Source organism: Leisingera sp. ANG-Vp (genome assembly GCF_000813725.1).
GTDB lineage: Bacteria > Pseudomonadota > Alphaproteobacteria > Rhodobacterales > Rhodobacteraceae > Leisingera.
In genome coordinates, this window is record NZ_JWLD01000025.1 from 59,943 (window position 1) to 73,943 (window position 14,001).

The following is a 14,001-nucleotide window of genomic DNA, read 5'->3' on the forward strand; positions in this document are numbered from 1 at the left end:
CCCCTGCCCTGCTGCAAATCAGGTTACGGTGCCGCGTTGAAAACGAACAGCGCCTCGCCGTTGATCTGATAGCTGTTGATCAGAGCAGCCGCCTTGTCAGACACAAGCCATGCCTCCAGTTCCATCGCCAGGCCATTCTTAACATGGCCGTGCTTTTCAGGATTTACCGGGATGTAGGCGTATTGGTTGAACAGCACCGGGTCGCCGGAAAAGAGCAGCGCCAGGCCGCCCTTGTTGCCAAAGTTCAGCCAGCTGGCCCGGTCCGACATGATATAGGCGTCCATGCCCGAGGCAGTGTTCAGCGCCGCGCCCATACCAGCACCAACCGCGCGGTACCAAGGACCAAAAGTCTCTAGCGACAGGCCCGCAGTCCCCCAAAGGCTCAGTTCCTTTTTGTGCGTGCCGCTGTCATCGCCGCGGCTGACAAAGGCCGCCTCTGCGCTGGCAATCTTCTGCAGCGCACCGGCCGCATCTTCAGCTTCCGCAATTCCGGCCGCATCATTTTCAGGACCTATGAAGACAAAGTCATTGTACATGATCTCTCGGCGGTGGGTGCCATTGCCGCCGGCCAGAAACGCCTCCTCGGCTTTTTTCGAGTGCACCAGGATGGCATCCACGTCGCCCGCTTCGCCCAGGCGGATCGCCTGGCCAGTGCCGACAACCAGCAACTGCACATCCAGATCCAGATCCTTCTTGATTTCCGGCAGCAGCACCTCTGCCAGGCCGGAATTGTGGAAGGAGGTGGTCACCGCCATCTTCATCTCTTCCGCCAAACCGGCCGTGGCCAGCACTGCAGTGGCAGCAGCAGCCAAAATCAAACGTTTCATTCGACAATATCTCCGTTCAGAAATGCGCGTCCCTGAGAGGTTCCGGGCCCAGCAAAAAATTCATCTGCCGGGCTGAATTCATGAATGCGGCCGCCAAGGACAAAGATCACCTCATCCGCAAGCCGCCGGGCCTGGCCCATGTTGTGGGTGGACATGATCAGCCTTGTGCCGCTGTCCGAGGCATGGGCTAGAATTTCTTCGATCTCGCGCGTCGCACGGCCGTCCAGCGCGGCGCAGGGCTCGTCCAGGAACAGGACTTCCGGCTCCCGCACCAATGCGCGCGCCAGTGCCAGTTTCTGCCGCTCGCCGCCTGACAGCATGGTGGCCTGGCGCTGCAGGATCTCCCCCAGACCCACCCGGGACGCCCAATCCGCCGCCCGCTCCCGCGCGTCCTTGCGCCCCATCCCGGTCAGCCGCAACGGGTAGGCGATATTGTCGATCACCGTGCGCCGCATCATCACCGGGGTCTGGAACACAAAGGCCTGCCGCTTCTGCGCCTCTTCCAGCGGGCAGGCCCAATCCAGGCTGCCGCCGTTCATCCGCACGATCCCGTGCAGCATCTTCAGCAGAGTTGTCTTGCCCGCACCGTTGGGGCCAATCACAATCGACGTCCCCTGCCCGCCCAAAGTCAGATCAACCGGGCCAACCAGCACCTTGCCGCGGCGGCGCACCTGCGCGCCCTTGGCTACCAGCGGGAACATCTGCATCACCAGCGCCCCTCGCTCTCGGTGCGGCCCAGCCAGTGGATGCACAGGTTGACCGCAATGGCCAAGGCAATCAGCACAAAGCCCAGACCCAGCGCCATGGCAAACTCGCCTTTGCCGGTCTCCAGCGCAATCGCCGTGGTCAGAACCCGGGTGGCATGGTCGATATTGCCGCCCACCACCATGATCGCACCAACCTCGCCAATGGCACGGCCAAAGCCCGCCAGAGCCGCCGTCAGCAAAGCCCGCCGCCCATCCCACAACAGCGCCTGGATGCGCTGCAGCTGGGTGGCATTCATCGAGATCAGCAGATCGTGGTAATCGCTCCATAGTTCCCGCAGCGACTGATGGGCAACCGAGGCCACCAGCGGCACCACGATGATGACCTGAGCGATGATCATGGCCGTGGGTGTAAACAGCAGGCCAAACACGCCGAACGGTCCGGCGCGGGACAGGAACACATAGACCACCAGACCAACCACCACCGGCGGCAGCCCCATCAGAGCGTTCAGCACTGCAATCGTGGCGCGGCGCAGCCGGAACCGGCGCACCGCCAGAAAGGCAGCCAGCGGCAGCGCGATGGCACAGGCAATCGCCAGCGCTGTCAGCGTCACCCGCAAAGAGCGCAGGGTGATCTCCACCAGATCCGCGTCCAGCGTCACCAGCAGCCAAAAGGCCTGGCTCAATCCTGCCCACAGATCAGTCATCGCGCTCCGTTGTTCTCCCAAAGGCCCTGCACCGGCCCGGTCTACCATGTCCTGCCGCGGCTCCAAATCACAGGAGAGGACACCAGGACAGCCAAAAACGGCATGCCGCCTGGAAAATGCTGCCGCGGATACCCATCTGGAAAACAACGGCTTCCCGAAGATGCCGCCTGTTAGCGCCAAATCACCGCATTTGGCTCCAAAACCGCTTCCGCGCGCTTGCGTGCGCGTATTGAACGTGAAACAACCCCCGCCCAAAGTGTCACCCCGGACGCAACCTTGAGGAAATGCCATGTTCGACCTGCAATCCATGCGGGATCAGCTCGCCACCCACTATGATCTGGCGCCCAATCCGGCTTTGGCCGAGAAGATGGCAGACGTCTACGCGCGGATGGACCGCGTGGTGAACCCCGTCGAATGGGTCACCCATGCGCCTTATGTTGCGGCGATTTTGGAGCTGAAAAAGCAGCGCAACGCGGTGATTCTGGCGCATAACTACATGACGCCCGAAATTTACCACGGCATCTCCGACGTGGTCGGCGACAGCCTGCAGCTGGCAATCGAAGCCACCAAGGTCGAGGCCGATGTGATCGTGCAGTGCGGCGTGCACTTCATGGCCGAAACCTCCAAGATCCTGAGCCCCGGCAAGACCGTTCTGATTCCGGATATGGAAGCGGGTTGCTCGCTGGCAGAATCGATCACCGCCGAGGGTGTCGAGGAAATGCGCCGCCGCTACCCGGGCGCGCCGGTGGTCACCTATGTGAACACCACGGCTGAGGTGAAGGCTGCATCGGACATCTGCTGCACCTCCTCCAACGCGGCCCAGATCGTGGCGGCAATGGAAGAAGACACCATCATCATGACCCCGGACCAGTATCTGGCGCAGAACATCGCCAACCAGGTGCCGGAAAAGAATATCGTCTGGTGGGAAGGCTCCTGCATTGTGCACGAGCAGTACACCGCCCAGGACCTACGCGACTTCCGTGAATGGAACCCGGGCACCCGGCTGATCGCCCACCCGGAATGCCCGCCGGATGTGGTGGCCGAGGCCGATTTCTCCGGCTCCACCAGCGGCATCGTCAAATACGTGACTGACGAGAAGCCCGAGAAGGCGCTGCTGATCACCGAATGCTCAATGGCTTCGAACATCGCCGATCAGCTGCCTGAGGTGGACTTCGTCGGCCCCTGCAACATGTGCCCCTACATGAAGAAGATCACCCTGGAGAAGATCCTGTGGTCGCTGCACACCATGTCCGAGCCGGTCGAGGTTGACCCTGAGGTCGCAGACAAGGCCCGCGTTGCGGTTCAGCGGATGATCGACCTCAGCCAGAAACTGGGCATCTGATCCGTGATCGAAACCGGCCGTATCGTCATTGCCGGCGCAGGCCTTGGCGCGCTTTATGCCGCGCTTGAGCTGGCACCGCGGCCGGTTCTGGTGATTTCGCCCGAACCTCTGGGCGAAGGCGCAAGCTCTGCCTGGGCGCAGGGCGGCGTGGCAGCGGCCATGGCCGCTCATGACACGCCCGAGGCACATGCGGACGACACTCTGCTTGCCGGCGCCGGCACCGTCGATCCCGAAGTTGCCGCAATGGTCACGCGGGTAGCGCGCGAACACATCATCGACCTGACAGAACTTGGCACGCCCTTCGACCGCGACGCCGATGGCAACTATGTGATGAGCCGCGAGGCCGCACACTCTGCTGCCCGCGTGGTGCGGGTAAAGGGCGACCAGGCCGGCGACCAGATCATGCAGACGCTGATTGCCGCGGTGCGCGCAGCGCCGTCCGTGCAGGTGCTGGAAAACACCCAAGCCGTGCGGCTGGAAACAGACAGCGAGACCGTCACAGGCATCTGGATCACCCGCGCCGATGCGCCCTCTGCCCCGGTGCTGATCCAATGCCCCGGCGTGCTGCTGGCAGGCGGCGGCTCCGGTGGGCTTTACGCCCACACCACCAACCCGCCCCGCATCCGCGGCCAGGTGATCGGCTTTGCCGCCCGCGCAGGCGCCCGCATCGCCGACCCTGAATTCGTGCAATTCCACCCCACCGCATTCGATATCGGCGAGGACCCTGCTCCGCTGGCCACCGAAGCTTTGCGCGGCGAAGGCGCGGTGCTGATCAATGCAGATGGCGAACGTTTCATGGTCCCGGCGCACCCGGACGCCGAACTCGCCCCGCGCGACATCGTCGCCCGTGCGATCTTTGCCGAGACGCAGGCAGGCCGCCGCCCGATGCTGGACACCCGCGCAGCCCTTGGCGCCGAAGTTCTGACCCGCTTTCCCACCGTCGCCGAAACCTGCACCCGCGCAGGCATCGATCCGGTGAAAGAACCGATCCCTGTGGCAGTGGCTGCCCATTACCACATGGGCGGAGTCGAGGCGGACCTGCAGGGCCGCACCAGTCTCAGAAATCTATGGGTCTGCGGTGAAGCCTCCTCAACCGGCCTGCACGGCGCCAACCGGCTGGCTTCCAACGGCTTGCTGGAAGCACTGGTCTATGCCCGCAACGCGGCGCAGGATATCAGCAGTCTGGATGGTCCTGCAGATACCGGCGAGCTTCGCCTCAAGTTTCCGGATGGCGGGCAGGAACTGGATCCGGAAGCGGTGAAATCCCTGCGCGAGGCCATGACTGCCCACGCAGGCGTCCGCCGCACCGCTCAAGGTTTGAAACAGGCGCTTGCCGCCATCGCCCGGCTTGAAGCCGAACAGGCATCGGACGAGAACTTCACCAACATGTGCGCCACGGCCACGCTGATTGCCGCTGCAGCACTCCGGCGCGAAGAAAGCCGCGGCGGCCATTTCCGCGACGACTTCCCCGAAGCCGACCCCGCGCAGGCGCACCGCACCCGCATCACCCTGGACGAGGCCCTGGCCATCCGCACCAAGGTTCAAGAGGAGCTGACATGAGCACCCAATTCGCCACCCTGCCCGACCTGATCCTGGAACCGATGGTGCGTGCTGCGCTGATGGAGGACCTGGGCCAGAACGGCGACATCACCACCCGCGCGGTGATCCCGGCTGATGCCACCTACTCCGCCCGGCTGAACGCCCGCGAGGATGGCGTGGTCTCCGGCATGCAGATCGCCCGCATCGCCTTTCACCTCGTCGATGCCGGACTGAAGGTCGAGACCCTGCTGCCCGATGGCAGTGCTTGCAAGAAGGGCGACACGCTGATGACCATCGAAGGCTCCGCCGCCTCGATCCTGTCAGGCGAGCGTGTAGCGCTGAACTTCGCGGGCCGCCTCACCGGCATTGCCACCCTGACCGCTGCTTTTGCGGCTGAGACCAAGGGCACCGCCACCCGCATCACCTGCACCCGCAAGACCACCCCGGGCCTGCGGATTGCCGAAAAGCAGGCAGTACTGCATGGCGGCGGCTACAACCACCGCTTCGGCCTGTCGGATGCGATCCTGATCAAGGATAACCACATCGCGGCAGCAGGCGGTGTCAAAGCCGTTCTGGAAGCTGCCAAAGCCTCGGTCAGCCACATGATGAAGGTGGAGATCGAGGTCGACACCCTGGACCAGCTGTCTGAGGTCATCGCCACCGGCGGCGCCGATGTTGTTCTGCTCGACAACATGGACACCCCCACCCTGATCAAGGCTGTGGAAATGGCCAAGGGCCATGTGGTGACCGAAGCCTCTGGCAATATGCGTCTTGAACGCATCGCCGAAGTGGCCGCCACCGGGGTCGATTACATTTCCTCGGGTGCACTGACCCACTCGGCCCGCACCTTGGACCTGGGTCTCGATTTCTGAAGGCAGCCTGGCTTGATCAGTTCTGCTGGCGCCGCTTGCGGGCGGCGTCCAGTTTCGCGTCCCGCAGCGCCACCGGCGACAGCATCAGCACTGAGCCGGCCTCAACCGCGCGCACTTCGAACCCGCTTCCCTGCAGACCGCTGCGCAGCGCCTCTGGCAAGGCTGCGCAGGCCTCGGGCGTGCGTTCGCACATGATGACATCGCGCCCGGTCAGCAGTTCCAGCCGGGCCTCCATTGCATAGGTCTCCTGCAGGTCCGCCTTCACCGCGGCCTCCAGCGACAGGTAAGTACCAGTCACAAAGACAGGGCCTTCAGCAGCTTGCAGCTCCACCGCCATCGCCCGGCTCAGCTCCGGCCAGCGTGCATAAGACTGCTGCAGCATCAGTGCGAACATCACATAAACCGCCGCAGTCAGCGCCAGCAGGTAGCGGCCCAGCCGCGCCCGGCCGCTTTGCTGCAAGGAAATGGCAAACAGCCCCAGGAAGACCGCAAAGAAGATCCACAGAAAACCACCGGAGCGGACCGGCATATCGATGCCTGTGCGGACCACCTGCAGGCAGATCAGCCCCAGCCCCAGCGCCGCGCCTGAAAGCATGTAAAGCGCACGCCATTTGTCCTGCCGCAGCAGGCTCCAGACTGCCGCCGCCAGCACCGCGCCCTGCAGCAGCATCAGCGGCGTATTGGCATAAGAGCCCTTAACCGCCAGGCCGCTCAGAAACTCCCAGGCCAGTTGGGCATTTTCCAGTGCCGAAGCCAGATCATGCGCAGGGCTCGGGTTGCGCCATTCGGCCATTGGCACCCCAAAGACGCCATGTTCGAGGAAATTCAGCGTGTAGATCGCCAGCATCCCCAAAGCGAAACTGGCGATGAACAGCGCCAGCAGCCCGGCCAGGTCCCGGGCCGAACGGGTCAGGCCTGCACGGGTCAGGCTCAGCGCCAGGATCAGAAATGGAAATGTGGTATAGGCCATCAAGGACACCGGTACGAACACCAGCATCAGCCAGCGGCAGGCACGCTCGCTCAGCCGGGTGGCCAGCCAGCCGTAAAGCGCCAGCACTGCCATTCCGGGGATCAGCGTGTTGAACCACAACGAAATCAGGATCCAGGGGAAGCACAGCCCGGCGATCAGAGCCACAGCCACCCGCTGCCAGACCTCCGCCTCTCGGCCAAAGGCATTGTGCACCAGGCAGGCCAGGTAGACAGCCCAGAGCAGCTGATACGCCAGGTAGTTCACCCAGGCCGGTGTCACCACTCCGCGCAGATGCCACAAGTAGTTGAGCCAGCGCCCTTCTGAGAGGGTCTTGGTGTAGAACAGCCCCGGCTCTGCCAGCAGCGCAGGGTAGTCGTCGTGGCGGATCATCGGATCCGGCAGCAGGAACAGCGCCGCCAGCAGCAGGCCGCCGTAAACCGCGCCAATCAGCACCCAGAGCCTGGAAATGGCGCGCTGACGGGGCGCGCTGGCCTCTGCTGCCGCGAATGTCATCCGGCAGCCTCCTGCAGACGGCGGGCCCGGCGGGCCAGCACGGCGGCGCGGCCCTGGGCAATTTTGGTCACCATAGGCTGCGGCATCAGTGAGACGATCCCGCGGCGCATCCGCCAGCCGAGGCTGCCCGCCAGCGGCACCTTCTGCCCGGCCGGCACTTCTGCTGCCAGCACCTCCTGCGGCAGGCCTTCGCGGCCCGCGGCATTGGCATAAAGCACAGTGTTGTAGCGGTACCAGGGCTCAACGCCCTCCATGTGCTTCAGCTTGGGCCGGGCAAAGTCGAAGGCGGCGAACCCCCGCGCGGCAAACATGTCCTGCCAGAAGGACAGCGGCTTCTCGTTGATGTGGAACTCGCCCCCCTGCCCCGGGACCGCAGCCGAAAACAGCACCCGGTCGGCATGGCGGGTGAGGCTGTCCACCAGCCTTTCCGAGGCCGCCTCCGGCAGGTGCTCGCCCACTTCGAGGCTCTGCGCCAGATCGAACTTGCGGCCCAAATCGAAAGGCTTGGTCAGGTCCGCGGCATGGAACTGCCCGCGCGGGATCGCCAGCCGGTCGCGGTCAACATAGTCGCCGTCGACCCCGGCCACGTCCTGAACGCCCGCCTTGATCCATTCGCTCAGCCACACGCCGCGGCCGCTGCCCAGATCCAGCACGCTGCCCGCCTGCAGCTGCGGCTGCACAACCGAGATCATCGCCTGCGCCGACGTGCGCGCGCCCTGGTCGATGTAATCATAGAACTCGTTCGAATAGATATGGGACATGGTCGCTCCGTTTGTTCCTCAGCCAGCCGCGGCATAGACCCAGAGGCGGAATATGATGAAATTCTGAATAGGCAGGATCACGGTGACCGCCGCAGCGGACAGCCAGTCAGCCCAGCCCAGCGCCGGGCCAAGGGTTCCGGTGATCAGCGCCGAGACGGCAAAGCCCGCCGCAATGGTGCAGGCAAAACGCGCCATCTGGTCCGGCAGCGCCAGCGGGCGGCGGAAGGTCCAGGCGGTCTGCAGGACGTATTGCACCGCGACCGCCACGGCAAAGGCCAGCGCATTGGCGGCAGGCTGCGCCATCCCGGCGGCCAGCAGTGCCGAATAGCCCAGCACATAAAGCCCGGCCACCGTGGCACCAACCACCGAGAAGCGCAGGATTTGCCCAGCATCGCCCATGATCAGGACGCTTCCTTGCGCAGCGACGCAGACTCGATCTTGACAGGGTCTGCCGGTTTTTCCCTGCCGCCGGTCTCTTCGGACAGGAAGTACATCGGCCGCTGCTTGCTCTCCATATACAGCCGCCCGATGTATTCGCCCATGATCCCCAGGGTCAGCAGCTGAATGCCGGAGAAGAAGGAAATCGCCAGCAGCATCGACGCCCAGCCCGGCGCGGTGCTGTACAAGGCCAGCGACAGGAACACATAGACCGCCATCAGGAAGGTCACGTAGAGGCTCAGGAACGCCAGCCGCGTCGCCATTTTCAGCGGCTTGGTGGAAAATCCGGTCAATGCATCGGTGGCAAAGCGCAGCATGGCGCGGAACGGATACTTGGTAACGCCCGCCACCCGCGCGTCGCGCACATATTCCAGCCCGATCTGCTTGAAGCCCGCCCAGGCGAACATGCCGCGGATAAAGCGCGCACGCTCGGGCATCGCCAGAACCGCATCAAGCGAACGGCGGCTAACCAGGCGGAAGTCGCCGGTGTCCTTGGGGATGTCCACATCCGACAGCGTGTTCAGGAAGCGGTAGAACAGATAGGCCGTGGCCTTCTTGAACAGGGTCTCCCCCTGCCGTTCTGCCCGGCGGCCGTAGACCACGTCATAACCCCGGTCCATCATCATCATCATGTCGGGCAGGATTTCCGGAGGGTCCTGCAGGTCCGCATCCAGCATGAAGATCCGCGCACCGCGCGCAGCCTCCAACCCGGCGGTCAGCGCCACCTGATGCCCCCGGTTCGCCGACAGGCGGATGCCCCGCACCACCGGGTATTTGGCATGGGCCGCCTCAATCGCCGCCCAGGTTGCGTCGCTGGAGCCATCATCCGTCAGGATGATCTCGGCCTCATGCGCCCATGGTTCAATTGCCTGCACCAGCCGCTCCACCAGCATGGGGACCGACTCGTCTTCATTGTAGCAGGGCACAACAACGGAAAGCTGCATTTCCCGCCCTCAAGTCTGTTTGTTAACTGCTCGTTAACCACAATACTGGCCGATCCGGCGCAGCAAGGGCAACGGCAGCCCGCTGAGAGCTGAATTTGCAATCAAATGGTTAAGGGCCTGTGTGCTTTGGGTAACGCACTATGTCAAAACCAAGGCAAATGCGGACGAATTGCCGAAAATCCGCCCGCATCCCGCTCCGGTTTACAGCACCCCGCGGGGAATCGTCTCGCTCCATTCCTTAGTCAGAACAACTTCCTTGTTTGCCCCTTCATAGGCCGTCACCCGGCGCCAGAGATAGAAGTTCTCGCGGTCGCAGGTCACCTTGTTCTCGGTGTCGATCGCCACCTGCCAGCCGCCGCGCTCAAACTCGAAATTCCAGTCGCTGGCAAAGGCGGCCGTGGCCGGGTCATCGGGATGCACTTCGTAATGCATGGTCACATGGCTGCCTACGCAGATGCCGTGATAGGGATCCACCGCCTTGCCGTAGTCATCCATAGTATCAAGCACCAGCGCGCCATCGTCGCGGGTCCAAGTCTTGGATGTGCCGCCCGCCGCGCGCAGTTGCTCCGCTTGCAGCACAGGGTAGTCCCGCGGCGCGCCGGGCTGTTGCGGGTCAATCTCGTCGGAGACCCGGCGTTCCGGCAGCACCAGCGCACAGCTCTCCAGGTGCAGCGTCACCTCCGCCGCCTCCGGCGCAGGCCAGACAATCGGCCAGTACGACGTCGACAGCGCCAGCCGCAGCACATGGTCTGGCTTCAGATGATGCGCGCATTCATTGAGCTCGATCTCCGCCTCATAACGCTCCCCCGGCACCAGCTTTTCCGGCGCCTCAAAGCCGTTACGGCAGGTCAGGTTCAGCGGCCGGAAAGTGATCCGCTGCGACACGCCTTCAGGCGAGACATCGCACAGCCGCGCCACCAGCTGCGCCACCGGTTTGTCAACGCTGAACGCCACCTTCACACGCGGGCGGCCCAGCAGCTCCAGCGGCTCGGCCAAGGGTGCAGTGTCGAAACAGACCGACAGTTTGTCATCCTCCGCCTGATCGCCCGCTAGCTCATTGTCAAACCGCATGCCCGGGCAGAAATAGCCGCCCGCCTGGCCCACAGTCGCCGGGCTGCTGACTGCCAGAGTGCCGCCTGCCGCCGCCTCCGCCAGCACGCCTGCGCCCAGTTGCATCACCCGCTCTTGCACATTGGGCGACGGCCACGCAGCCTCAGCCACCCAGCGCCCCTGCCGCGGTTTGTTCTGCATGGTGGGGTTGAAATGCTCCTGCATGTAGACGCGGTAGTCCGGCAGGTCTTCGGCTCCGGTCTCCTCGCCTTTCAGCCACTTGCCGAACCAGGCCAGCACCTCTCCATGAAAATCTGCCGGATCCAGTTTGGCGATATGGGCATAGCGGTGCTCCCAAGGGCCGATCATCGCCTTGGCCGGCACGGTCAGATTGGCCGCCAGCGCGGGCGGCGCATTCACATAGGCATCCGCCCAGCCGGTGATCGCCAGCACCGGCGCCTGGATTGCCGACCAATCCTCGCAGACGGAACCATGTTTCCATTGCCCGTCCCGGGTCTGATGCCGCAGCCAGTCGGCTGGCATAAAGGGCATTTCCTCGATCCGCTTGATCCAATCCTCGCGCCAGTCCGTGCGCAGCTCCGGGTCCGCGGGGCGCGACTGATAGGCAAACATCTGGCTGCCCCAGTTGGCGTTGTCGCTCAGCAGGCAGCCGCCCATGTAGTGGATGTCATCGGCATAGCGGTCCACGGTCGAGGCCACGGACACCACCGCCTTCAGCGCCTCAGGCCGCCGGAACGCCAGCTGCAGCCCGTTGAAGCCGCCCCAGCTGATGCCGATCATGCCGATACTGCCGGTGCACCAGCGCTGAGATGCAATCCAGGCCAGCACCGCCTCGCCGTCGCTCAGCTCCTGTTCAGAGTATTCATCATCAAACACCCCCTCGCTATCACCGGTGCCCGCGATATCCACCCGCACACAGGCATAGCCTTCAGCCGCGAAAACCGGGTGTGTGGTCTCATCCCGCGGCGCAGTGCCGTCGCGCTTGCGGTAGGGGAGGTATTCCAGGATCGCCGGAAACGGCCCCTCGCCCTTGGGCATCCACATCCGCGCCGACAGCTTGCGCCCGTCCGGCAGGGTGATCCAGGTGTTTTCTATGATGGTGAATGCGCCGGGCATTTGCTATTCCTTGTCTTGTGGTCCGGGCCGCGCCCCTTGGGCCCACCTTCTCCAAACTTGCCCCGCATGAAAAGGCAGCACTTGTCCGCAGGTGTAAGCGGATGTACGCAGTCTGGCAGCCAAACCGCGAAGAAGGCCGCGCCGATGCAAGAAGATTTCGCCCGCAACCTGCGCAGGCTCTGCGCCGAGACCGGCAGCATTGCCCAGGTCTGCCGCGGCATCGGCATCAACCGCCAGCAGTTCAACCGCTACCTCAACGGCCACGGCCTGCCCTCAGCCCACAACCTGCGCCGCATCGCGCAGTTCTTCGGGCTGGAGGAAGAGCAGCTGTTTGCCCCGCACCAGGACTTCCGCCAGGCGCAAAACATGCAACGGGCCGGGATCGCTGCGCCCACCCAGCATTTCGGTGCGCAGTTTGCAGGCCAGGCGCGGCACATGCGCCGCTTCCTGGGCTTTTATCACGGCTACTACCGCACCCCGACTTGGCCCGGGCATATCATGCGCACCCTGATCCGGCTGCGCGAAGAAGACGGCCATGTGGTCACCGACACGTTCGAGCGCGCCGCCGCCAGCGACGGCAGCATCCGCCAGCGCGGCCGCTACCGCGGCATGGCGGTGTTCCACAACAACCGGATCTGCATGTACGAAAGCCCGCGCCGGGCGCATGGCTTCCTATCCGAAACGGTGCTGATGCCCGCCCATCCGCAGCAGACCTCTTATCTGCAGGGCTTGGTGCTGGGCATCTCCGCCCGCTCGGACCAGCCGCCTTATGCCGCCCGCACAGTCTGGGTCCGGATCAGCGAACGGGTCACCGCGCGCGAGGCACTGGCCGCCACCGGAGCCTGCCGCGAAGACAGCCCGCGCCTGGACCCCAAAGTCCGCCGCCTGCTGGGGGAAGAGCTGCCCCTGAGTGTGGATGTGAACGTTTAAAAACGCCCTCCGCCCGGCTGACAGGCCGGGCTGCGACACCCCGCGGGTCTCTGCAGCCCTTGGCGGCCGACTCAAAAGCTGCAGCACTCTTGAACGCTGCACCAGCGACTGAGTTGCAAACTATTCCCTTGGCAACTTCGGTGCCGATTTCTCCAGCGCCAGTTCAGCCTCCGAGAACTTCCACGGCCCCCGCACCCCCGGCACGCCTTCCGGTTCAATCTGCATCCCGCGGTGCCTGATCTGCGGATCCTCAAACGCCTGGCCGATGGTGTTGATCGGACCCGCAGGCACCGTCGCCGCCTCCAGCGCCGCCAGCAGATCGCTTTGCGCCCATCCGGCCAGCACCTCCTCCAGAATTGCGGTCAGCGCCTTGCGGTTGGCGACCCGCAGCTGGTTGGTCTGGAACCGCGCATCCGCCTTGGCTTCTGCCAGCCCCAGCACATCGCACAGCCGCTGGAATTGCCCGTCATTGCCCACCGCGAGGATCACATGGCCATCGCTGACGGCCATCACCTGATAAGGCGCAATGTTGGGATGGTCATTGCCCAGCCGCACCGGGCTGTCGCCGGTCGCCAGATAGTTCATCGCCTGGTTCGCCAAGAGCGCGGTGGCGCAATCCATCAGCGACATGTCCAGATGCTGGCCGCGGCCGGTGGTGTGGCGCTGCTCCACCGCCGCCAGGATGCCAATGGTGCCATACAGCCCGGTGACAATATCGGTGATCGCCACGCCGACCTTTTGCGGCTGGCCGTTCTGCTCGCCGGTGATTGACATCAGCCCCGACATGCCCTGCAGCAGGAAGTCATATCCCGCCCGCGCCGCATAGGGCCCGTCCTGACCAAAGCCAGTCACCGAGCAATAGATCAACCGCGGATTGATCTGCGCCAGGCTCTCGTAATCCAGCCCGTATTTCTTCAGGCCGCCCACTTTGAAATTCTCGATCAGGATGTCGGCGTCCCGGATCAGGTCAATCACCACCTGCTTGCCTTCCTCGGTGCGGAAGTCGGCAGTGACGCTGTCCTTGCCCCGGTTGGCGGCATAGTAATAGGCGGCGGTCTTGTCGCCCTCGCGTTCAATGAACGGAGGACCCCATTTGCGGGTGTCATCACCATCGGGGCTTTCGACCTTGATCACCTCGGCGCCAAGGTCCGCCAGCGACTGACCAATCCAGGGCCCCGCAAGAATACGGGCAAGTTCGACCACTTTCAGGCCTGCTAGCGGGGTCATGGGCACTCCTCCCTGATGGCGCCAATGTGTCTGCCGGACA

13 protein-coding genes are annotated in these 14,001 nt (G+C 64.0%); 4 read left to right on the top strand and 9 right to left on the bottom strand.

The features are described from left to right. Positions 1-23: 23 nt before the first annotated feature. Genes RA20_RS09780 through RA20_RS09790 form a run of 3 tightly spaced genes read right to left on the bottom strand, consistent with a single transcriptional unit; the run spans position 24 to position 2,238 of the window. Complete coding sequence (locus tag RA20_RS09780; RefSeq protein ID WP_039127515.1) at positions 24-827, bottom strand: substrate-binding domain-containing protein; 804 nt, start codon at positions 825-827, stop codon at positions 24-26. Beyond that, on the bottom strand, positions 824-1,534 hold the full coding sequence (locus RA20_RS09785; protein WP_039127518.1) for an ATP-binding cassette domain-containing protein: 711 nt from the start codon (positions 1,532-1,534) through the stop codon (positions 824-826). The genes RA20_RS09780 and RA20_RS09785 overlap by 4 nt, the downstream gene beginning before the upstream one ends. Next, positions 1,534-2,238 (bottom strand): ABC transporter permease, encoded by a 705-nt coding sequence (locus tag RA20_RS09790; RefSeq protein ID WP_039127519.1) that lies wholly within the window; start codon positions 2,236-2,238, stop codon positions 1,534-1,536. The genes RA20_RS09785 and RA20_RS09790 overlap by 1 nt, the downstream gene beginning before the upstream one ends. Positions 2,239-2,527: 289 nt before the next feature. On the opposite strand from RA20_RS09790, the gene nadA reads away from it, so the two are divergent. From nadA to nadC, 3 genes are read left to right on the top strand one after another with little or no spacing between them, the layout of a single operon-like run. Then, positions 2,528-3,580 carry a quinolinate synthase NadA gene (nadA, locus tag RA20_RS09795; protein ID WP_039127522.1) on the top strand — a complete coding sequence of 351 codons (1,053 nt, stop codon included), beginning with the start codon at positions 2,528-2,530 and terminating at the stop codon, positions 3,578-3,580. 3 nt (positions 3,581-3,583) lie between these two features. After that, on the top strand, positions 3,584-5,140 hold the full coding sequence (locus tag RA20_RS09800) for an L-aspartate oxidase (RefSeq protein WP_039127525.1): 1,557 nt from the start codon (positions 3,584-3,586) through the stop codon (positions 5,138-5,140). After that, positions 5,137-5,991, top strand: coding sequence for a carboxylating nicotinate-nucleotide diphosphorylase (gene nadC / locus RA20_RS09805; protein WP_039127529.1), 855 nt, complete (start codon positions 5,137-5,139; stop codon positions 5,989-5,991). The genes RA20_RS09800 and nadC overlap by 4 nt, the downstream gene beginning before the upstream one ends. A gap of 16 nt (positions 5,992-6,007) precedes the next feature. Here the strand turns inward: nadC and RA20_RS09810 are convergent, their stop codons facing one another. From RA20_RS09810 to RA20_RS09830, 5 genes are all read right to left on the bottom strand, one after another. After that, the gene (locus tag RA20_RS09810) at positions 6,008-7,474 is read right to left on the bottom strand and encodes a hypothetical protein (protein ID WP_039127532.1); all 1,467 of its coding nucleotides are present in this window, start codon (positions 7,472-7,474) and stop codon (positions 6,008-6,010) included. Beyond that, the gene (locus RA20_RS09815; protein ID WP_039127535.1) at positions 7,471-8,235 is read right to left on the bottom strand and encodes a class I SAM-dependent methyltransferase; all 765 of its coding nucleotides are present in this window, start codon (positions 8,233-8,235) and stop codon (positions 7,471-7,473) included. Before RA20_RS09815 ends, RA20_RS09810 begins: the two co-directional genes overlap by 4 nt. Positions 8,236-8,253: 18 nt before the next feature. Beyond that, positions 8,254-8,634 (bottom strand): GtrA family protein, encoded by a 381-nt coding sequence (locus RA20_RS09820; protein ID WP_052248920.1) that lies wholly within the window; start codon positions 8,632-8,634, stop codon positions 8,254-8,256. 2 nt (positions 8,635-8,636) lie between these two features. Continuing rightward, positions 8,637-9,617: a glycosyltransferase family 2 protein gene (locus tag RA20_RS09825; RefSeq protein WP_039127540.1), complete on the bottom strand. Its 981-nt coding sequence runs from the start codon at positions 9,615-9,617 to the stop codon at positions 8,637-8,639. A gap of 201 nt (positions 9,618-9,818) precedes the next feature. After that, positions 9,819-11,804, bottom strand: a complete 1,986-nt coding sequence (locus RA20_RS09830; protein ID WP_039127543.1) for a CocE/NonD family hydrolase — start codon at positions 11,802-11,804, stop codon at positions 9,819-9,821. A 144-nt stretch (positions 11,805-11,948) separates the two neighbouring features. On the opposite strand from RA20_RS09830, the gene RA20_RS09835 reads away from it, so the two are divergent. Next, entirely contained in the window at positions 11,949-12,734 is a 786-nt protein-coding gene (locus RA20_RS09835) for a helix-turn-helix transcriptional regulator (protein WP_039127546.1), read from the top strand. Between the two features lie 120 nt (positions 12,735-12,854). On the opposite strand, the gene RA20_RS09840 is transcribed toward RA20_RS09835, so the two are convergent. Continuing rightward, positions 12,855-13,961, bottom strand: coding sequence for a CaiB/BaiF CoA transferase family protein (locus RA20_RS09840; RefSeq protein ID WP_039127549.1), 1,107 nt, complete (start codon positions 13,959-13,961; stop codon positions 12,855-12,857). Positions 13,962-14,001: the final 40 nt, after the last annotated feature.

What these genes read in the sequence shown, in the direction of transcription:
- RA20_RS09830 (WP_039127543.1), bottom strand. Translation starts at nt 11,804, where the DNA reads ATGCCCGGCGCATTCACCATCATAGAAAACACCTGGATCACCCTGCCG.
- RA20_RS09790 (WP_039127519.1), bottom strand. Translation starts at nt 2,238, where the DNA reads ATGACTGATCTGTGGGCAGGATTGAGCCAGGCCTTTTGGCTGCTGGTG.
- nadC (WP_039127529.1), top strand. Translation starts at nt 5,137, where the DNA reads ATGAGCACCCAATTCGCCACCCTGCCCGACCTGATCCTGGAACCGATG.
- RA20_RS09825 (WP_039127540.1), bottom strand. Translation starts at nt 9,617, where the DNA reads ATGCAGCTTTCCGTTGTTGTGCCCTGCTACAATGAAGACGAGTCGGTC.
- RA20_RS09820 (WP_052248920.1), bottom strand. Translation starts at nt 8,634, where the DNA reads ATGGGCGATGCTGGGCAAATCCTGCGCTTCTCGGTGGTTGGTGCCACG.
- RA20_RS09810 (WP_039127532.1), bottom strand. Translation starts at nt 7,474, where the DNA reads ATGACATTCGCGGCAGCAGAGGCCAGCGCGCCCCGTCAGCGCGCCATT.
- RA20_RS09835 (WP_039127546.1), top strand. Translation starts at nt 11,949, where the DNA reads ATGCAAGAAGATTTCGCCCGCAACCTGCGCAGGCTCTGCGCCGAGACC.
- RA20_RS09840 (WP_039127549.1), bottom strand. Translation starts at nt 13,961, where the DNA reads ATGACCCCGCTAGCAGGCCTGAAAGTGGTCGAACTTGCCCGTATTCTT.
- RA20_RS09815 (WP_039127535.1), bottom strand. Translation starts at nt 8,235, where the DNA reads ATGTCCCATATCTATTCGAACGAGTTCTATGATTACATCGACCAGGGC.
- nadA (WP_039127522.1), top strand. Translation starts at nt 2,528, where the DNA reads ATGTTCGACCTGCAATCCATGCGGGATCAGCTCGCCACCCACTATGAT.
- RA20_RS09780 (WP_039127515.1), bottom strand. Translation starts at nt 827, where the DNA reads ATGAAACGTTTGATTTTGGCTGCTGCTGCCACTGCAGTGCTGGCCACG.
- RA20_RS09785 (WP_039127518.1), bottom strand. Translation starts at nt 1,534, where the DNA reads ATGCAGATGTTCCCGCTGGTAGCCAAGGGCGCGCAGGTGCGCCGCCGC.